General features: G+C 70.7%; 14 protein-coding genes. 9 read left to right on the forward strand and 5 right to left on the reverse strand.

Going from position 1 to position 18,994, the window contains the following annotated elements:
• Positions 1 to 119: 119 nt before the first annotated feature.
• From TX83_RS00585 to TX83_RS00595, 3 genes are all read right to left on the reverse strand, one after another.
• Positions 120 to 422: a putative quinol monooxygenase gene (locus TX83_RS00585; RefSeq protein ID WP_064745965.1), complete on the reverse strand. Its 303-nt coding sequence runs from the start codon at positions 420 to 422 to the stop codon at positions 120 to 122.
• A gap of 235 nt (positions 423 to 657) precedes the next feature.
• Positions 658 to 2,559 carry a M61 family metallopeptidase gene (locus tag TX83_RS00590; RefSeq protein ID WP_064745966.1) on the reverse strand — a complete coding sequence of 634 codons (1,902 nt, stop codon included), beginning with the start codon at positions 2,557 to 2,559 and terminating at the stop codon, positions 658 to 660.
• A gap of 395 nt (positions 2,560 to 2,954) precedes the next feature.
• Complete coding sequence (locus TX83_RS00595; protein WP_064745967.1) at positions 2,955 to 4,646, reverse strand: NAD(P)/FAD-dependent oxidoreductase; 1,692 nt, start codon at positions 4,644 to 4,646, stop codon at positions 2,955 to 2,957.
• 308 nt (positions 4,647 to 4,954) lie between these two features.
• On the opposite strand from TX83_RS00595, the gene TX83_RS00600 reads away from it, so the two are divergent.
• Complete coding sequence (locus TX83_RS00600; protein WP_064745968.1) at positions 4,955 to 6,544, forward strand: glucan biosynthesis protein; 1,590 nt, start codon at positions 4,955 to 4,957, stop codon at positions 6,542 to 6,544.
• A 442-nt stretch (positions 6,545 to 6,986) separates the two neighbouring features.
• Here the strand turns inward: TX83_RS00600 and mnmG are convergent, their stop codons facing one another.
• A complete protein-coding gene (gene mnmG, locus TX83_RS00605) occupies positions 6,987 to 8,876 on the reverse strand; it encodes a tRNA uridine-5-carboxymethylaminomethyl(34) synthesis enzyme MnmG (RefSeq protein WP_064745969.1) in 1,890 nt (629 codons plus the stop codon).
• Positions 8,877 to 9,476: 600 nt separating this feature from the next.
• The gene (locus TX83_RS00610; protein ID WP_064745970.1) at positions 9,477 to 9,980 is read right to left on the reverse strand and encodes a hypothetical protein; all 504 of its coding nucleotides are present in this window, start codon (positions 9,978 to 9,980) and stop codon (positions 9,477 to 9,479) included.
• Positions 9,981 to 10,593: 613 nt separating this feature from the next.
• On the opposite strand from TX83_RS00610, the gene TX83_RS00615 reads away from it, so the two are divergent.
• The 8 genes from TX83_RS00615 (at position 10,594) to TX83_RS00650 (ending at position 18,827) form a co-directional block, all read left to right on the forward strand.
• Complete coding sequence (locus TX83_RS00615) at positions 10,594 to 11,268, forward strand: ABC transporter ATP-binding protein (RefSeq protein WP_064745971.1); 675 nt, start codon at positions 10,594 to 10,596, stop codon at positions 11,266 to 11,268.
• Positions 11,252 to 12,226 (forward strand): HlyD family secretion protein, encoded by a 975-nt coding sequence (locus TX83_RS00620; protein ID WP_064745972.1) that lies wholly within the window; start codon positions 11,252 to 11,254, stop codon positions 12,224 to 12,226. The genes TX83_RS00615 and TX83_RS00620 overlap by 17 nt, the downstream gene beginning before the upstream one ends.
• Positions 12,223 to 13,197 carry an HlyD family secretion protein gene (locus TX83_RS00625; RefSeq protein WP_064745973.1) on the forward strand — a complete coding sequence of 325 codons (975 nt, stop codon included), beginning with the start codon at positions 12,223 to 12,225 and terminating at the stop codon, positions 13,195 to 13,197. Before TX83_RS00620 ends, TX83_RS00625 begins: the two co-directional genes overlap by 4 nt.
• Positions 13,194 to 14,543 (forward strand): efflux RND transporter periplasmic adaptor subunit, encoded by a 1,350-nt coding sequence (locus TX83_RS00630; protein ID WP_186442480.1) that lies wholly within the window; start codon positions 13,194 to 13,196, stop codon positions 14,541 to 14,543. Before TX83_RS00625 ends, TX83_RS00630 begins: the two co-directional genes overlap by 4 nt.
• A complete protein-coding gene (locus tag TX83_RS00635) occupies positions 14,540 to 15,790 on the forward strand; it encodes an ABC transporter permease (protein ID WP_064745975.1) in 1,251 nt (416 codons plus the stop codon). Before TX83_RS00630 ends, TX83_RS00635 begins: the two co-directional genes overlap by 4 nt.
• Positions 15,791 to 15,897: 107 nt before the next feature.
• Positions 15,898 to 16,905, forward strand: coding sequence for a pyridoxal-phosphate dependent enzyme (locus TX83_RS00640; protein WP_064745976.1), 1,008 nt, complete (start codon positions 15,898 to 15,900; stop codon positions 16,903 to 16,905).
• Between the two features lie 219 nt (positions 16,906 to 17,124).
• A complete protein-coding gene (locus tag TX83_RS00645) occupies positions 17,125 to 17,931 on the forward strand; it encodes a V4R domain-containing protein (protein ID WP_064745977.1) in 807 nt (268 codons plus the stop codon).
• A 143-nt stretch (positions 17,932 to 18,074) separates the two neighbouring features.
• A complete protein-coding gene (locus TX83_RS00650; RefSeq protein ID WP_064745978.1) occupies positions 18,075 to 18,827 on the forward strand; it encodes an MHYT domain-containing protein in 753 nt (250 codons plus the stop codon).
• The last annotated feature ends 167 nt before the right edge of the window (positions 18,828 to 18,994 follow it).

The raw sequence follows: 18,994 nt of genomic DNA on the forward strand, positions 1-18,994 counted from the left end.
CCTGCGTTCGCGAACCGCGCCGGCCTCGTCGCTGCGGTTTCGCGGCCGCGGCTTGCGCCGTTCCTACCCCAGTGCCGGTGCATTCGCCGGCATCGGCAACCACACGCGGCGCACCGGCGTTAACCGGTCGGCGCCCACCCATGGCCGCCGACCGGTTCGGTTTCGATGTGCGAATCGAAGCCGGCGATCAGCGGCCGGGCCCGGGCGATCGCCGCCTGCACCTGCGGCAACGCCAACGAGGCGCGGTGGCTGTCGGCGCTGTCCCAGACTTCGGTGATCCAGATTGCATCGGCGTCCTTGGGATCGCGCGCGACGACATAGCTGAGGCAACCCGGCATCGCCTCGATGCCGTCGAGCAGGATCGCCGTCAGCGCGTCGCGCTGGCCGGCGACGGCGGTCATTTTTCCGATCAGTCCGTACATGGCGGGAGCATCCGAAGAGGAAGGGGCGACGTCGGCGGCGTGCGCCGGTCGTGGCGGTGCGGCGGAAGCGTTATCTGCGGGCCGGTCGCGGCAACCGAAGCGGACGCGCGCGGCGTGGGCCGGGGCCGCCGCGACTGTCGCGCCGAACTGTAGCGCCGAACCGAGGACAGATCGCGGACAAGCCCGGCGCGTCGGGAGACGGCGACCCGCGGCAGGTCGCCATGCCGGGCGCCGTTCACTTCGGCGCGAAGATCTTGCCCAGGCGATCCGGCGTACCGGGGACGCGCTCCAGCCGCGGGTACTTCAGGCCTTCGCGGTAATCGATCCGCACCGTGCGCACCACATCGGCGTTCTTGACGATCAACTCGATCGGCTTGCCGTCCTTGGCCGCGGTCACCGCGTCCTTGAGCCGTTCGCCGTTGGCGGCATAGCCGTTGACCGCGAGCAGGTGGCTGCCCGGAGCGATGCCGGCATTGAACGCCGGCCCGTCCCAGCGCACCGAGACCACGTTGGCGTCGCTGTTGGCCACGCTCATGCCCAGCGAATAAGTCAGGTCGGTCGCCTTGCGTTCGCCCTCGGCGAGCTTCTGGTACTCGCTCGGGGTGTCGGCGAAACTCAGTTTCCAGCCGCTCGCGGCCAGGCCGTCGAGCGGCGGCGCATGGGCGTCCAGGCGCGCGCGCAGGAAGCCGGCCCAATCGAACGCGACGACGCCGTTCAAGGCCGCGACCACGTCCTCGAACGCGTACGGCCGGACCCGGTAGTCGCCGTTCTCGCCGCCGAAAAAGGCGCGCGCGAAATCGTCGAGAGAACGCTTGTCGCCGCTGAGTTCGCGCAGCTTGGCGTCGACCGCGAGCCAGACCAGTTGGCCGCCGCTGTAGTAGTCCTCGCTGAGCTGGTAACTGCCGTAGGGCTTGGGCCGGCGCTGGGCGATCACCGGGTCGTAGGTGGTGTCCTGCAGCGAGCGCCAGGCCAGGCCCGGCCGATCGTGCGCGTAGCGCGCCACCACCTGGGCCAGCGCGTCGCGGGCGAACTCCTGCTTCCACAGGCCCGAGCGCGCGGCGAGCACATAGCCCCAGTACTGGGTCTGGCCTTCGTAGACCCACAGCAGCTCGTCGTTCAAGGGCTGGTTGAAGTTGTCGACCACCAGCCCGGCCGGGCGCCGCGACTTGCCGTTCCAGGCGTGGACGAATTCGTGCGCGAGCAAGTCGCGGCCGGTCGCACTGCCGCCATCCCAACCGGTGAAATAGTCGGTGTCGACGCCGTTCTCGCTGGAGCGGTGGTGCTCCAGGCCGATGCCGCTGAGCTGGCCCGACAACGACAACAGGAAATCGTAGCGATCGTAGGGCTGCGAACCGAACAGACGCCCGGCCTGCACCACCAGCTCGCGATGCGGCTTGAGCTGTTCGGGTTTGGCTTCCAGATACTTGGCCGCGTCGGCGACCACGTTGAGCCGCACCGGAATCTTGGCCCCCGGCGCCAGATCGAACTGCTTGAAATGGCGGCCGGCGAACACCGGCGAATCCAGCAGGGTATGCAGCGGTACCGTGCGGTAGCGCAGGCGGTCGCCGTCGCGCGCTTCCAGCTCGAGCGCGGTGCCGGCCTGCCAGCCGGCCGGCAGGGTCAGGCTCGGCGCGACCTCGATCGTGCGCGCCGGCACGCCGGCCGGGTACAGCGCGACCTGGTTCCACTGCAGGTTGAGCACGTCCGGCGTCATCACCACTCGGCCCTGGTTGCCGGCGGTCGGGGTCAGCACGTCGAAGCTCAACTCCAGCTCGTTCACGCCCTCGGGCACGACCAGCTTGAACGCGTACACGTCGAGCGGATCGCGCTGCCAGGCGATGGCCTGGCCGTTGCCGCGGATGCGCAGGCCGGCCAGCTTCTCGATCGGCCCGGTCGGCGAATGGTTGCCTTGGATCCATTGCGGATACAGCAGGGTCAGCGCGCCCGCCCGTACCGAAATGCGCTGGCGCGCGTGCAGCACGCGCCGCGACAGGTCGCTGGCGTCGACGTCCAGGCGCATGACGTCGGCAGCGGCCGCCGCCGTCGACGGCGCAGTTTGCGCGGCGGTCGGGAACGGAACCGGGGCGAGGGCCGAGGCGATCAACAGCGGCAAGGCGGCGGCGGCGAGTCGGGGCATGGCGAGTCCGGTGGCACGAAGACGATCCCGCATCCTACCCATCGCACCCGCCCTGCCCCCTGCCATTCGGCATGACCGCGCCGACCGGGCCGTGCTTGGCCCGATCGCGCACACGGCATGCGCAACGAGGGCGCAAGGCGAGCCTCCTGCGGTCGTGCCCGCGAAGGCGGGACATCGAGACTTCATCCCAGCATGGCGCTGAAGTCTCTGGATGCCCTGTCTGCGCCGGCATGACGGGTTCGCCGCGATGCGATCAAGCCCATCCAGCGTCGATCCCGCGAAGGCGGGAGCCCAGCGGTCATTCCGGCCGGACGCTCCGATCTGCGGAGCCGGGCGAACTGGAAGGGCCCGGCGGCAGCGCCGCCGGCGACGCCCGCTCGAGCCTGGGCGCGGCCTCAGCCGCGCGCCACTCCCGCCAGAATGCTCAACGCCACCGCTTCGGCGGTCTTGATCCCGTCCACCGCCGCCGACAGGATGCCGCCGGCGTAGCCCGCGCCTTCGCCGGCCGGGAACAGGCCGCGGGTATTGAGGCTGTGGCCGTCGGGGCCGCGGGCGATGCGCACCGGCGAGGACGTGCGCGTTTCGACGCCGGTCAACATCGCATCGGGCATCGCGAAGCCCTTGATCTGCTTGTCGAACGCCGGCAGCGCTTCGCGGATCGCCGCGATCGCGTACTCGGGCAGCGAGTTGCCCAGGTCGGTCAGGCGCACGCCCGGCGTGTACGACGGCTGCACCGCGCCGAGCGCGGTGGAGGGCCGGCCGGCGAGAAAGTCGCCGACGGTCTGCCCCGGCGCTTCGTATTCGCCGCCGCCCAGGGCGAAGGCCTGCGCCTCCCAATGCCGCTGCAGGGCGATGCCGGCCAGCGGGCTGCCGCCTGGGTCGGCGGTGTCGTCGTAGGCGCGATAGTCCTCGGGCGTGATCCCGACCACGATCGCCGCATTGGCGTTGCGTTCGTTGCGCGAGTATTGGCTCATGCCGTTGGTGACCACCCGCCCGGGCTCGCTCGCGGCCGCGACCACGGTCCCGCCGGGGCACATGCAGAAGCTGTACACCGAGCGGCCGTTGCGGCAGTGATGGACCAGCTTGTAGTCGGCCGCGCCGAGGATCTCGTGGCCGGCCTGCGGCCCGAAGCGGGCGCGATCGATCAGCGATTGCGGGTGCTCGATGCGGAATCCGATCGAGAACGGCTTGGCCTCCATGTACACGCCGCGCGCGTGCAGCATGGCGAAGGTATCGCGCGCGCTGTGGCCGAGCGCGAACACCACGTGGTCGGCGCGCAGTTGCGTGCCGTCGGCGAGCTGCACCCCACGCAGTTGCCCGTCTTCGATCAGCACGTCGTCGACCCGCTGCGAGAAGCGGATCTCGCCGCCGAGCGATTGGATGGTCTCGCGCATGTTCTCGACCATCGACACCAGGCGGAAGGTGCCGATGTGCGGCTTGCTGACGTAGAGGATTTCCTCCGGCGCGCCGGCCTTGACGAACTCGGTCAGCACCTTGCGGCCGTGGTGCTGCTTGTCGCTGATCTGGCTGTAGAGCTTGCCGTCGGAAAAGGTGCCGGCGCCGCCTTCGCCGAACTGCACGTTCGACTCCGGGTTGAGCACGCGCTTGCGCCACAGGCCGAAGGTGTCGACGGTGCGCTCGCGCACCGCCTTGCCGCGTTCCAGGATGATCGGGCGGAAGCCCATCTGCGCCAGCACCAGGCCGGCGAACAGGCCGCAGGGGCCCATGCCGATCACGATCGGCCGCAGCGGCAGCGAGGCCGGCGCGCGGGCGACGAACTTGTATTCGGTGTCGGGCGTCGGCAGGACCTTGACCTTGTCGGCGCCGGCCGCGCCTTGGCGCGGGCCTGGGGACGGCCCGGCCGCGGCGGCGTGTTCGCGCTGCAGGATCTCGGCCTCGCGCGGCGTATCGACGTCGATCGAGTAGATCAGCTCGATGCCGCCGCGCTTGCGCGCGTCGTAGCTGCGCTTGGCGACGGTGTAGCCGCTCAGTTCGGCCGCGGCGATGCCCAGGCGGGCGAGGATGGCGTCGGTGAGCGCGCTGGTCGGATGGTCCAGCGGCAGTCGGAGGTCGGTGAGTCGAAGCATGGCGATATTCTAGAGGCTTCGGTCGCGAGCGGTTTTTGCCGCGGCGCGGGACCCGGTTTTCGCGGCGCCGGGCGGCCGCCCCGGCCCTCTTGGCGTCGCACGTCCTGCGATCGCCGACGCGGAGCGTGCGCCGGAAGCGATCGTCGGAGCGGTCGCAAGCCATCGACGTCCCTGCCCCCTTCGCGCAAGAACGGCCGGCCCTTCAAGCCCATTGGCTCGGGATGCCCCGCTCTCAACGCCCGCATAACCATCGCCGCAGCGGGATTGGCTAGCATGCTGCGTCCCGTTGCCACGACGTCGCCTGCCCCATGATCCGACGCCAGTTCCTCAAGCGCGCCGCCGGCGCTCTCGCCGCCGCCGGCCTGCCGCTGCCCCTGTTGGCCTTCGCTGCGCCCTCGGCCCGGCTGGGTCCGCCGCAACCGTTCGATTTCGCCGCGCTCAAGGGCCAGGCCCGGGCCCTGGCCGAGCGCGCTTACGTCGCCCGCAACGCGACCCTGCCGGCGCCGGTGGCGGCGATGGACTGGGACCAGTACCAGTCGATCCGCTTCCAGCGCGACCATGCCTTGTGGGGCGCGGACGACGGCAAGTTCCTGGCCCAGTTCTTCCACCTCGGCCTGTTCTTCAAGTCGGCGGTGCGCATGTACGAAGTCGCCGACGGCCAGGCGCGCGAGATCGGCTACGACCCGACGATGTTCGATCGCCGCCGCAGCGGCCTGGACGGCAAGCCGCTGCCGGCCGACCTGGGCTTCGCCGGCTTCCGCCTCAACACCCGTCGCGACCCGGACCGCGATTTCGCCGCCTTCCTCGGCGCCAGCTATTTCCGCGCGGTCGGCGGCGAAGGCCAGTACGGCCAGTCCGCGCGCGGGCTGGCGATCGACACCGGCACCGGCCGGCCCGAGGAATTCCCGGACTTCACCGCGTTCTGGCTGGAGCGCCCCGCCCCGGGCTCGGACACGCTGATCGTCTACGCCCTGCTCGACTCGCCCAGCATCGCCGGCGCCTATCGCTTCGCGATCACCCCGGGCGAGGTGTTGCTGATGGACATCGACTGCGCGCTGTATCCGCGCAAGACCATCGAGCGCATGGGCCTGGGCCCGTGCACCAGCATGTACCAGGTCGGCGAGAACGACCGCCGCATGGACTGGGACTGGCGTCCGGAAATCCACGACACCGACGGCCTGGCGATGTGGACCGGCCGCGGCGAGTGGATCTGGCGGCCGCTGTGCAATCCCGAGCGACTGCGCTTCAACATGTTCGCCGACGAAAACCCGCGCGGTTTCGGCCTGCTGCAGCGCGACCGCAACTTCGATCATTACCAGGACGACGGCGTGTTCTACGAGAAGCGCCCCTGCCTGTGGGTCGAGCCCAAGCAGGCTTGGGGCGCCGGGTCGGTGCAGTTGGTCGAGATCCCGACCGTCGACGAATCCTTCGACAACATCGTCGCGTTCTGGAACCCGCGCGAGAAGCCGCAGCCTGGGCAGGAACTGCTGTACGGCTATCGCCTGTACTGGGGCGCGCAACCGCCGGCGACGCCGCCCCTGGCGCGCTGCGTCGCCACCCGCACCGGTCTGGGCGGGCGCATCGGCTTCAAGCGCGATTACTTTTCCTGGCGCTTCGCGGTCGACTTCGCCGGCGGCCGCCTGGCCGAGTTGGCCAAGCGCAACGCCAGCGTCGAACCGGTGGTGCAGATCGGCCGCGGCGGCCGACTGGAAACGGTGTCGTGCCGGCCCCTGCACGAGATCGGCGGCTACCGGGCGATGTTCGATGCGGTGCCGCCGGACGACTCGACCGAGCAGATCGATCTGCGCCTGTTCCTGCGCGACGCCAGCGGGGCGCTGAGCGAGACCTGGCTGTATCAGTGGTCGCCGCCGAGCAAGAGCGAGCGGCGCTTGTACTGAGGCCGGGAACGCGCAGCACGAGCAGGAACGAATCCCCCGTCTTCAACGGGGGGAAGTGCAACGCCAAGCATCGTCGCTCGTGCAGACATGCCGCGGCACGGCGACGCCGACGTTGGCAGCGCGTTGCGTTGTCCGTCAGCCGCTGGCCTGGGCGCTTGGTTGCCGTTGGCGGTCGACGATCGGTGCTTGGCCGCGAGCGACCGGCCGTTGGCTGTTAGCCGTTAGCCGTTAGCCATACCGTTTCGCCTCTTCGACGGAGCGCGCCAGTTCGCCCTTTGAAAAAAAGCGGCTGGCGCTCGCGCTGGCCCGGCATGCGGACGCACGGCCTGCGCTGGGGGATTTGCCTGAGTCGCGCAACGCGGCGAACCCGCAGCAGCGAAGCCCTCGCCAAGCCCGGCTCCGCTTCAACCAATCCCCAATCCCGGCTCCCTAATCCCCGCCCTCAAGCCACTCGCGTACGCCGCGCTCGGGCCAGGTGCACCAGCAACAGCGAAATCGCCGCCGGGGTCATGCCGGGAATGCGCTGCGCCTGGCCGACGGTCTGCGGGCGCACCCGATCCAGCTTCTGCTGCACTTCCGCCGACAGGCCGCGCACCGCGGCGTAGTCGAAGCCGTCCGGAATCGGCGTGCTCTCGTTGCGCTGCTGACGCTCGATCTCGTCGCGCTGGCGGTCCAGGTAACCGGCGTACTTCACCCCGATCTCCACCTGCTCGGCGACCTCGTCGTCGGCCACCGCCGGCCCCAGCGAGGCCACCTGCATCAGCTTGGCGTAGTCCAGTTCGGGGCGCTTGAGCAGATCGCGCGCGCTGCTTTCGCGGCTGACCTCGACCCCGAGCGCCTGCGCGATCTCGCGCCCCAGCGCATTGTTCGGCGCCGCCCAGATCGCGCCCAGGCGCGCGGTCTCGCGCTCGATCGCCTCGCGCTTGCGCGCGAACGCGTCCCAGCGCGCGTCGTCGACCAGGCCCAGCTCGCGCCCGAACGGGGTCAGGCGCAGGTCGGCGTTGTCCTCGCGCAGTTGCAGCCGGTACTCGGCGCGCGAGGTGAACATGCGGTACGGCTCGCTGGTGCCGTGGGTGATCAGATCGTCGACCAGCACGCCCAGGTAGGCCTCGTCGCGGCGCGGGCTCCAGCCTTCGCGGCCGAGCACGAAGCCGGCGGCGTTGACGCCGGCCAACAGGCCCTGCGCGGCGGCTTCTTCGTAGCCGGTGGTGCCGTTGATCTGGCCGGCGAAGAACAGCCCGGCGACCGACTTGGTCTCCAGCGTGCTCTTGAGCCCGCGCGGATCGAAGAAGTCGTATTCGATGGCGTAGCCCGGGCGGGTGATGTGGGCGCGCTCGAAGCCGCGAATCGAGCGCACCAGGTCCAACTGCACGTCGAACGGCAGCGAGGTCGAGATCCCGTTCGGGTAGATCTCGGCCACGTCCAGGCCCTCGGGCTCGACGAAGATCTGGTGGCTGGCCTTCTCGGCGAAGCGCACCACCTTGTCCTCGATCGAGGGGCAATAACGCGGGCCGATGCCTTCGATCTGGCCGGTGTACAGCGGCGAGCGGTCGAGCGCGCCGCGGATGATCTCGTGGGTGCGCTCGCTGGTGTGGGTGATCCAGCACGACACCTGACGCGGATGGTCGGCACGCGTGCCGAGGAAGGACATGACCGGACGCGGATCGTCGCCCGGCTGCTCCTCCATCACCGAGTAGTCCAGGCTGCGGCCGTCGATGCGCGGCGGGGTGCCGGTCTTGAGCCGGTCGACCACGAACGGGCCTTCGCGCAGCCGTGCCGCCAGGGCCACCGCGGGCGGATCGCCGGCGCGGCCGGCGGCGTAGGTGGTCTGGCCGACATGGACCTTGCCGGCGAGGAAGGTGCCGGCGGTCAGCACCACCGCCGGCGCGCGGAAGCGCAGGCCGGTCTGGGTCAGCACGCCGACCACCCGGCCGGCGTCGAATGCGATGTCGTCGACCGCGGCCTGGAACAGGGTCAGGCCGGGCTGGGCCTCGACCGCTCGGCGGATGAAGCTGCGGTACAGGGCGCGGTCGGCCTGGCAGCGGGTGGCGCGCACCGCCGGGCCCTTGCTGGCGTTGAGCCGGCGCCACTGGATGCCGGCGGCGTCGGCGGCGCGGCCCATGATCCCGCCGAGGGCGTCGATCTCCTTGACCAGATGGCCCTTGCCGATGCCGCCGATGGCCGGGTTGCAGCTCATCGCGCCGACCGTCTCCACCGAATGGGTCAACAGCAGCGTGCGCGCGCCGGCACGCGCCGCGGCCAGCGCGGCCTCGGTGCCGGCGTGGCCGCCGCCGACCACGATCACGTCGTATTGGTAGAAGGAGTCGCTCATCGCATCGTCGTCGTGGCTGCGGTCGTCGCCCGCGGACGACCCGGTCGCAATTTTAGGCCAGGCGCGCGGCCCGGGGCTTCACCCAGAGTTGGCACACTTCATGCTTGGGATAGAAGTGCACCTTGCGGGGCAGGCGCTAGACGCCGGCTGGAATTGGAACAGGGGCTGGCCAAGCGCTCGCGGGGGAAGCCGGGGGGCCGAATGTCGGGGGACATTCGGCCCCTTTTTTATTGCGCGTTTTTTGCGCGCGCGGCGCGCTCGCTGCGCCATCGCCGCCACTGCGAGGCCGCCGCCGCCGAGTCGCTCGCGACGCGCAAGTCCTTGAATCGCATAAAGCAAAAGCGCACGCCGATGCGTGCGCTTTGGCTGTGTCCCCGGCTTGCGGGGGAATGGGCGCCGACGCCTGACGGGGACGGAACAGGGGGGATCCGTGATTCCTCGCCAGGCGCCGACATAGAAGTCTTGCTTACCGAAAACGTCCAAATACGACGTAAGCGGTCAGTAGCGGTAGATTGCGGTCACTTCGGCCTGAACGCAAGTGCGCACCGTTCCACTTTGCAGTGCCGGGGCGCACGACCGTGCACCCCGGCAGGGCTCCGTTCAGCGTTGGACCTCGCGCCAGGGCACGCCGCGCCGGCCGCTGGCGGGCGGGCTCGACGGCTGCGGCCGCGGCTGCGGGATGCTGCTCGGTTGCGGGATGCCGCTGGGGCCCGGGCCGCTCCAGCGCTGGCCGCGGTCCGTACGCGCGTCGCGCCACGGAATGCCGCGCGGATGGTCCGGCAGCGACGGCCGGGTGGTCGGCGGGCGGTGCGGACGGTTCGGGTAGTAGTGGCGCGGATACGGCGACGGGTAATAGCCGTAGGGATAGCCATAACCGCCGTAACGGTAGGGATTGCCGTAGTAGCCGCCGTAGCGGTAGTACGAGCTGCCGTAGCCGTAGGGGTAATAGCCGTAGCCGTACGGCGCGCCGTAGTAGCGATAATCGACGCTCGGGCGGCCGTAGTAATACGAACCGCCGCCGCTGCCGCCGCGCAGGGAATAGTCGGTGACGCAGCCCGCCAGCAGGGCGGTTGCGAGCAAGGGCAATAGCAGTTTGCGAATCATGTCGGACCCCCGGTATCAGGGGTCCAGCTTCGATCCGGCGTTTTGAACTCGGGCTTAATTCGGCCCGGCCCGGCCTGTACGGTTCAGCCCGCGGCCTGGGCGTCGGCCGTGGCCTGGGCGTTGGGGGCCGACACCATGGTCGGGTCGAGGCGGGGCGGTATGCATCCGACGAGCAGGACCGCGAGCAGGCATACCGATAATTTGCGGAGCATGATGCATCCCCTGTTTTATTGGGCGTCGACGGAATACCGCGCCGTGGGTTCGCTTGGGCCATCGTGGCGCGTCGCCCGGAGTATAGCCAACCGCACTCCGGCGTCGTTCCGTGACCGGATCGGCGCACGATGAGATCCAAACTAGCCGCGGCCGGGCGCGAATTCCGGTACGGGCTCACAGATTCGCATGGCGCGGCCGTGCCGCGCGCGGCCGCGATCGGCACACTTGCCGCGCGCCCCTGGGCTTGAGGTAGATTGCCGCCACGGTCGACCGGCCCGTCCGCGCGATGCGCGGAGGCGATCCGCCGGCGGGAACCTTCCGCGTCTGCGGCCGGTCCTGTATCGCGGCGCCGGGAGCGGCGCCGTCGCGCACCACCTCATCTTTGGCCCGGCAGTTCTCGATGATCGAATTGGAAGCGGTCCATCGTCGCTACGAGATGAATGGGCAGGCGGTAAACGCATTGGATGGGGTGGACCTGAGCATCGAAGCCGGCGAATTCGTCGCCATCACCGGCGCCTCCGGCTCGGGCAAGTCCAGCCTGCTCAACATCCTCGGCTGCCTCGACCGCCCCACCCGCGGCCGCTATCTGATCGAAGGCCGCGACGTCGCCGCGCTCGACGACGAAGCCGCCAGCGACATCCGCAACCGCCGCATCGGCTTCGTGTTCCAAAGCTTCCATCTGCTGCCGCGGCTGAGCGTGCTGGAGAACGTGCTGCTGCCGCTGCGCTTCCATCGCGCGCCGCCGGCCGACAGTGCGCAGCGGGCGCGGCACTTGCTCGACCGGGTCGGCCTGGGCGCGCGCAGCGGGCATCGGCCCAGCGAGCTATCCGGCGGCCAGCAACAACGCGCGGCGATCGCCCGCGCCCTGCTGCTGCAGCCGGCGCTGCTGCTCGCCGACGAGCCCACCGGCAACCTGGACTCGAAAAGCGCCGCCGACGTGCTCGACCTGATCGGCGAAGTCCATGCCGGCGGCCAGACCGTGGTGCTGGTGACCCACGACCGCGACCTCGCCGCGCGCGCGCCGCGCGAGGTGCGTCTGCACGACGGCAGGATCGAACATGACTCGGCGGCCTGATCGCTACGGCGCCGCGGCGCTGGCGCTGCTGGCCTGCGCGCCGGCGGCGGCGGCCGTGCTGACCGGCGAGGTGCGCTCGGTCGGCGCGCAGCCGATCTACACCCCGCAATCCAGCACCGCGCCGGTGACGATCCGCTACTTCGTACCCGAAGGCCAGGCGGTCAAGGCCGGCGAAGTGGTGCTGCGCATCGACCCCGGCCAGGCCGGCACCCAGATTCCCGAGCTCGACGCCAAGCTCGAACAGACCCGGGCCAAGGCCGCCAAGGAATTGGTCGAACTTGAGGTCAAGACGGTCGACGCCGAAGTCGCGCTGGCCGACGCCGAGGCCGCGCTGGCCACCGCCAGGATCGAAGCGGCGATTCCGCGCGGCCTGATCTCGCAGCTCGACTACGACCGCCATCAGGGCGAATTGGACAAGACCACCCGCGAGCTCAAGCTCAAGCGCGAGCAACTCGCCGCCGCGCGCGCCGCCCATGCGCGCCGGAGCGAGGACGCGCGGTTAGAGCTGGCCAAGCTGAGCGGCCAACGCGACTACTACGCCCTGCTGCTGCGCCAGTCGGAGGTGCGCGCCGAACGCGACGGCATCGTCCTGCACGGGTTCAATACCAGTTGGAGCGGTGGCCGCATCGACGAAGGCAGCTCCACCATGCCCGGCAGCAAAGCCGGCGAGATCGCCAGCGGCGGCAGCGGCATGCAAATCCGCGCCTGGGCGCTGGAGCCGGACCGGCGCGGCTTGCGCGTCGGCCAGCCGGTGCAACTGGCCTTCGACGCTCTGCCGCGGCAACGCCTGCAGGGACGCATCACCGCGATCGCCGGCGCACCCGACCGCAAACCCGAATGGGGCGAAGGCCGTTACTTCAGCGTCGACATCGCCCTGCCCGAACGGCATGCGCTCAAGTTGCTGCCGGGCATGAGCGTGCGGGTCAGCCCCCTGGCCGCACCCGGAGCGGCGCGATGAATCCGCGCCGCGGCTTCCTCGCCTTGGCGCTGGCCGCCGGCGCCACCGCGGCCGCGGCCGCGGCCGCGCCGTTGCGCGTGGACGGCGAAGTCTATGCACGCCGCACGTCGGCGCTGATGCCGCCGACGGTCGAGCGCATGTGGCAGTTCAACATCACCCAGCTCGCCCCCGACGGCGCGCCGGTCAAGCGCGGCCAGCCGGTGATCGCCTTCGACAGCAACGAGGTGGTCAAGCAGCTTGTGGAGAAGCGCAGCCGGCTCAAGGAAAAGCAGGTCGAGCTGGACAAACTCGACCTGGAACTGGCCGAGCGCGAGCGCACCGAACGCCTGGCCACCGACGAGGCGCGCGCCGCGCTCGACAAGGCGCAACGCAAGACCCAGCAACCGGCCGAGCTGATCGCCGGCATCGAGTACCGCAAGCTGCTGATCGCACGCAGCCAGGCCGAGCGCAAGCTGGCCCTGGCGCAGCGCCGCGAAACCTTGTCCGCCGAGCAACGCCGGCAGGAGCGGCGCCTGCTCGCCGCCGAGCGCGCGCAGCTGCAGGCCGACGTCGACCGCCTGCAGCGCTCGCTGGCGGCGCTGGAAGTGCGCGCGCCGCGCGACGGATTGATGATGCACCGAAGCAATTGGGAAGGCGAAAAGTACGACGTCGGCTCGCAGGCCTGGGTCGGCCAGACGGTGGCCGAGATTCCCGACATGAGCACGCTGGCGGTGCGCGCCGAACTGCCCGAGCGCGAGCTGCAGCGCGTCGCGGTCGGCGCGCCGGTGCGGATCGTGGTCGAAGGCGGCGCCGGCAGCGTGCTGCGCGGACGGATCGAGTCGGTCGGACGCGCGGTGCGCAGCAAATCGCAAGTACAGCCGGTGCCGGTGCTGGACCTGGACGTACGCCTGGACGATCCGCGCGCGCCGTTGCGTCCGGGCCAGGCGGTGCGGGTCGAGATTCCGGCGCCGACGCGGAGCGCGCGGCCATGAGCGCGTACCGGCTTCGATTGCGCGCCGTCGCGGCAGCGAGCCTGGCGCTGGCCGGCGGCTTGGGCGTCGCATCGACGACCGGTTGCACCGCCGAGCAGGCCCCGGCGGCGACCGAAATCGTGGCCGCGGCGCCGCTGCGGCTCAGTGTCGCCGGCGAAGGCGAGCTCAAGCCGGCCAAAGCCACGCCCTTGCAGGTGCCCGGGCGCAATTGGTCGGCGCGGCAACTGGAGTGGATGTTGCCGGAGGGCAGCGCGGTCAAGCGCGGCGACCTGATCGCGCGTTTTTCCGCTGCGCAAGGCCAACAGGAACTGGCCCAGACCCTGATCGACCTGCAGCGCAACGAACTCGCCCGCGCGGCCAAGCAGGGCGATCTCGACACCGCGCAAAGCAAGGTCGCGGTCGACCTGGCCCAGGTCGCGGTGCAACTGGGCATCGCCGAGCGCTACGCCGGCGCCGACTTGAGCACGATGGCGCGCAACGAGGTGCTGGACGCGGTCGAGGACGCACGCTTCCTGCACGCCAAGCGCGACACCTTGGAATGGCAGCGCGACCAGGCCGGCGTGCGAGGCGGCGCCGAGCTGGCGGTGCTCGATGCGCAACGCGCGACCTTCGACATCACCGCCAAAGCGCGCCAGGCCGACCTGGACGCGCTGGAACTGCGCGCGCCCAACGACGGCGTGCTGATGCTCAGCGCCAACTGGTCCGGCGACAAGCCCAGCGTCGGCGCCACCCTGCGCGCCGGCTTCGACTACGGCAGCCTGCCCGACGCCTCGGCGATGGAACTGGAACTGAGCCTGCCGCAGATCGAGGCGCAGGGGGTCGAGGTCGGCGACGCGGTCGAGATGGCGCCGGTCGGCCGCCCCGAGCAGCGCATCGTCGCCAAGCTGTCGTGGGTCGCCAGTGCGGCCAAGGTCCGCAGCCAGGAAAGTCCGGTGAAGTATCTGTCGATGAAGGCGCCGATCCCGGCCGAAGCGATCGCGCGCTACAAGCTGGTGCCGGGACAACGCCTGCGCGCGCGGGTGATTCTGTTCGACGCGCCGCGTACGCTCAGCGTCGCCAACGTCGCCATCGAGGGCGATGCCGGCAAGGAGTACGTCAGGGTGCGCCAGGGCGGCGACTTCCTGCGCCGCGAGGTGCGCCTGGGCGCGCGCGGGCCGGCGCGGTCGCAGGTGCTGTCCGGCTTGCGCGACGGCGACGAAGTGCTGCTGGCCGCGGCCGGCGCGGTCGCCGGTCACGACGGAGCCGGCGACGACGACACGGATGCCGGCGGCGACGCGGCGCCGGCCAGTACGGCCGCCGACGCTCCCGCCGCGGCGGCGCGCAGTCCGCGCCAGGCCCACCCATGAGCGCACTGTTGAAGGCGTTGCCGCCGATCTGGCGCGAGGCGGTCGAGGAGCTGTGGCGGCGACGCCTGCGCACGCTGCTGACCCTGCTCGGCCTGATCTTCGGCGTCGGCGCCATCGTCGCCATGCAGGCGGTCGGCGAAGGCAGCCGGCGCGAAGCGCTGCGTCTGGTCGAGAGCCTAGGCCTCAACAATCTCATCGCCGAAGCCAAGGCCCAGGACGAAAACAGCCTGCGCGAGACCCGCGCGCGCAGCCTCGGCCTGAGCCTGGCCGACGCCGACGCCGCGTTGGCGGTGGTGCCCGGCGCCGAACGCTACGCCGCGGAAAAGCCGGTGCGCACCCATTCGGTGTTCAGCGACTACGGCCGCAGCGACGCCCAGACCAGCGGCGTGAGCCCGGACTACTTCGCCCTGTCCTCGCTGCGCATCGCCCGCGGACGCGCCCTCGGCGCCCAGGACGACCAGCGCCTGGCCGCGGTCGCGGTGCTCGGCCATCAGGCCGCGGCGGATCTGTTTCCCGGCATGGACCCGATCGGGCAGTTGCTCAAGGTCAATCACGTCTGGCTGGAAGTGGTCGGCGTGCTGGCCGACCGCGACCTGAGCAAGGACCAGTTCGAAGGCGTGCAGTTGGGACTGGAGAGCAACCGCGTCTACCTGCCGCTGGCCAGCGCCCGCGCGCGCTTCCGCTTCCAGCCGCAAGAGGACGAAGTCGACCGCTTCCTGCTGCGCCTGCGCGATCCGTCGCAACTCGCCGCCGGCGCGCGCGTGCTGTCGACCGTGCTGACCCAGCGCCACGCCGGCATGGCCGATTTCCGCCTGGTGGTGCCGCAGCAGTTGTTCCAGCAGCACCAGAAGACCCAGCGCATCTTCCGCGTGGTGATGGGGGCGATCGCCGGCGTCAGCCTGCTGGTCGGCGGCATCGGCATCATGAACATCATGCTCGCCAACGTGCTCGAACGCCGGCGCGAGATCGGCTTGTTGCGGGCGCTCGGCGCGCGCCGGCGCGACGTGATCGCGCAGTTCCTGCGCGAGGCCACGGTGATCTGCGTCGCCGGCGCCGCGCTGGGATTGCTGTTCGGCATCGCGCTGGCCTATCTGATCGCCTTCTTCGCCGGCTGGCAGGTGGCCTGGGCGCCGCTGCCGGTGCTGTCCTCGGCGCTGTTCTGCGCCGCCGTCGGCCTGGCCTTCGGCGTCTACCCCGCGCGCCAGGCGGCGCGCCTGGACCCGATCGCCGCCCTGCGCCACGATTGATCCTCCGCCGGGCCCGGCGCCGGACCCGGCACACACTTCGCAGCCGTCCCGACGCACCCGCCACGCCCCGCACGCTGCGTTCGCCGCCCCTGCGCTACGCTTGGGCCATGAACGACCTGACCGTCTCCCCCGCGGCCGATGCCGCCCTCGCCCCGGCCGCGCCGGAATTCGCCGACATCCTCGCCGCCGCCGCGCGCATCGCGCCGCACGCGCACGCCACGCCGGTGCTGCGCTCGCGCGCGATCGACGAATTGGCCGGCTGCGAGCTGCACTTCAAATGCGAGAACCTGCAGCGCGGCGGCGCGTTCAAGTTCCGCGGCGCCTGCAATGCGGTGTTCGCCCTCAGCGACGAAGACGCCGCACGCGGCATCGTCACTCAAAGCTCGGGCAATCACGGCGGCGCGATCGCGCTGGCCGCGCGCCTGCGCGGCACCACCGCGACCGTGGTCGCGCCGCACAACACGCCGCAGGTCAAGCTCGCCGCGATCCGCGCCTACGGCGCGCGCATCGTGCCCTGCGAGCCGCTGCAATCCTCGCGCGACGCGGTCACCGCCCAGGTGCTGGCCGACACCGGCGGGGTGCTGGTGCATCCGTTCAACGATCCCAAGGTGATCGCCGGCCAGGGCACCGCGACCCTGGAACTGCTCGGCCATGCACCGCAGCTGGACGCGGTGATCGCCCCGGTCAGCGGTGGCGGATTGCTGTCCGGCACCGCGATCGCGGCGCACGGCGTCGATCCGGCGATCGAGGTCTACGGCGCCGAACCGCAAGGCGCCCGCGATGCGCACGATTCGCTGCGCGAAGGGCGCAGGATCACCGGCCGCACCCCGGACACGATCTGCGACGGCCTGCGCGCCGAGCTGGGCACGCTCACCTTTCCTATCCTGAGCCGGCACGTGCGCGAGATCCTGCTGGTCGACGACGCCCAGGTGATCGCGGCGATGCGGCTGATCTGGGAACGCATGAAGCTGGTGGTCGAGCCCTCCGGCGCGGTGCCGCTGGCGGTGGTCCTGGCCCAGCGCGAACGCTTCGCCGGACGCCGGGTCGGGCTGATCGTGTCCGGCGGCAATGTCGATCTGGGATTGGCGTCCGCCTGGTTCGCCGACGCCTCCTGACCGGTTCGCGAACGGTTTCGCGTTTGTTATGCGGCAGCGTTTTCTACGGACGCGTACGGCCGCATAAAACGCGGAAAAACTCCCTTCATCTGTGATCTTGGTTTGCGTTTTTTGTGAACGCAGCTGGCACGCTGCGCCATCGCGCGCCAGTCCCTGTCATGACGCGCCGCTCGGACAGCGAGCGTCTTCAGGAACATGCACAGGCCAGGGGAGTTACACATGGTGGATGTCGAATTCCGCGTGGTGTCCGACCGGCGCGACGGGCTGCTGCTCGCGCTGGGACAGGTGGTGATCGCCAACGGTTTCACCCTGCTGCGCCAACGCATGCTCAACAGCGAGGAGGGCGTGGTCCTGAGCATGGTCGTGCGCGGCCCGGCCGAGTCCTTGCTGGTGCTGGAAGAACGCCTGGGAACGCATCACCTGGTGCAGAGCTTCGAGGCCTCGGCCTACGAGGGCGGCAACGGCGCGGCCGCAGCGCCGGCACCGGTGCGCAGCAACGGCGCGGCCAGCGCGCCGAACATCCCGCCGCCCGCCGCTGCGCCGGCCGCCGCAGCCGCGCCGGCCCAGGCGACCGCGGCGCCGATCGATACCCAGCGGGTGGAGACCCTGCTGCCGCAGCTGGCGCGCAACTACCCCAACATCCTGCTGCAGTTGGTGGCGCTGGAACGCGAGCTGCCGCCGAGCCAGCGCGAAGCGACCCTGCGCTACATCGGCCAGCGCGTCGGCGCCTGGGTCTACAAACGCGACTACGCGCTGGGCGGACAACTGCCGCTGCACGACTCGGTGCGGCGCATCGCTTTGCCGGCGATGCGCCAGCTGGTCCAGGCCGAACTGCAGGACGACGCCCTGCGGATCCGCAACAGCCCCTTCTGCCATCGCGGCGAAAGCGGCGAATGCTGCCACTTCCTGCGCGGCATGCTCGGCGGCCTGCTGGAAGGCCAGCACGGCGCCGACGGCGTGCGGGTGGTGGAAAGCCAATGCCGCAACACCGGCGCGGAGGCGTGCCGGTTCGAGTTCCAGGCCTGACCGGTCCGACACCGGTCGGCCACGGCGCGGACGGCCGTGGCGCTACGGACACTCCGGTCGACCGCCGGAGCCGCATTGCCGCTACGGCGCGGGGAAGGCGCCGGCGCGGCCCCTAGCCAGACAACCCACCAGGGGGTTCCGCCATGCCGATCGATCACGCCATCCAGTGCATCCATGACCCGTTCCTCGTCGTCCTGTCCTATGTCGTGTCGGTGCTGGGCTCGTTCACCGCCTTGCAGCTGGCGATCGCGATCCCGAGCGCGACCACGCCGGGACAACGCTGGCGCGCGGTGACCGCCGCCGGCATCGCGATGGGCGGCGGCGCGATCTGGGCCATGCATTTCATCGCCATGCTCGCCTGCAAGATGGACGTGGCGGTGACCTACGACCTGCCGATCACGGTCGGCTCGGCGATCATCGCGGTGGTCTCGTGCATGGCCGGCCTGGCCATCGCCGGCAGCGGCCTGTTCAACTGGGGCAAGCTGATCCTCGGCGGCGTGCTGATGGGCCTGGGCGTGACCGGCATGCATTACGCCGGCATGGCGGCGATGCTGATGCCGGCCGACACCGTCTACAACACCAACCTGGTGCTGGCTTCGGCGGCGATCGCCGTGGTCGCCTCGATCGTCGCCCTGTGGCTGGCGTTCAACCTGCGCGGCTGGGGCCAGATGCTCGGCAGCGCCCTGGTCATGGGCGTGGCGGTGTGCGGCATGCATTACACCGGCATGCTCGCGGCCAGCTTCATCCCCAACAAGGCCGGCAGCGCCGCGCTCGCCGGCGGCATCAGCGGCGGCTACCTGGGCATCGGCATCTTCGTCGTCACCACCGCCCTGCTCGCCGCGGTGCTGACCCTGAGCCTGCTGCGCCAACGCCAGCGTGCGATGGTGCGGATTTGATCCTGCGCGCCCGATCCCGCCGATCGGGCGACCGCCGCGACGACACAAGGCCCGCCACGCGCGGGCCTTGTGTCGTCCGGCCGCCGCGGCCACGGCGCGCGCCGGCGGGATCGGCGATCATGTCCGCCGGCCCCGCACCGCCTGGAGTTCCGATGAAGATCGACGGC

Origin of the sequence: Lysobacter antibioticus HS124, from assembly GCF_000336385.2 — a bacterium.
GTDB classification, from domain to species: Bacteria; Pseudomonadota; Gammaproteobacteria; order Xanthomonadales; family Xanthomonadaceae; genus Lysobacter; species Lysobacter firmicutimachus.

Coding starts and splice junctions, on each gene's coding strand:
- TX83_RS00635 (WP_064745975.1), top strand. CDS start 14,540: ATGAGCGCACTGTTGAAGGCGTTGCCGCCGATCTGGCGCGAGGCGGTC.
- TX83_RS00620 (WP_064745972.1), top strand. CDS start 11,252: ATGACTCGGCGGCCTGATCGCTACGGCGCCGCGGCGCTGGCGCTGCTG.
- TX83_RS00625 (WP_064745973.1), top strand. CDS start 12,223: ATGAATCCGCGCCGCGGCTTCCTCGCCTTGGCGCTGGCCGCCGGCGCC.
- TX83_RS00615 (WP_064745971.1), top strand. CDS start 10,594: ATGATCGAATTGGAAGCGGTCCATCGTCGCTACGAGATGAATGGGCAG.
- TX83_RS00650 (WP_064745978.1), top strand. CDS start 18,075: ATGCCGATCGATCACGCCATCCAGTGCATCCATGACCCGTTCCTCGTC.
- TX83_RS00640 (WP_064745976.1), top strand. CDS start 15,898: ATGAACGACCTGACCGTCTCCCCCGCGGCCGATGCCGCCCTCGCCCCG.
- TX83_RS00645 (WP_064745977.1), top strand. CDS start 17,125: ATGGTGGATGTCGAATTCCGCGTGGTGTCCGACCGGCGCGACGGGCTG.
- TX83_RS00600 (WP_064745968.1), top strand. CDS start 4,955: ATGATCCGACGCCAGTTCCTCAAGCGCGCCGCCGGCGCTCTCGCCGCC.
- TX83_RS00585 (WP_064745965.1), bottom strand. CDS start 422: ATGTACGGACTGATCGGAAAAATGACCGCCGTCGCCGGCCAGCGCGAC.
- mnmG (WP_064745969.1), bottom strand. CDS start 8,876: ATGAGCGACTCCTTCTACCAATACGACGTGATCGTGGTCGGCGGCGGC.
- TX83_RS00595 (WP_064745967.1), bottom strand. CDS start 4,646: ATGCTTCGACTCACCGACCTCCGACTGCCGCTGGACCATCCGACCAGC.
- TX83_RS00590 (WP_064745966.1), bottom strand. CDS start 2,559: ATGCCCCGACTCGCCGCCGCCGCCTTGCCGCTGTTGATCGCCTCGGCC.
- TX83_RS00610 (WP_064745970.1), bottom strand. CDS start 9,980: ATGATTCGCAAACTGCTATTGCCCTTGCTCGCAACCGCCCTGCTGGCG.
- TX83_RS00630 (WP_186442480.1), top strand. CDS start 13,194: ATGAGCGCGTACCGGCTTCGATTGCGCGCCGTCGCGGCAGCGAGCCTG.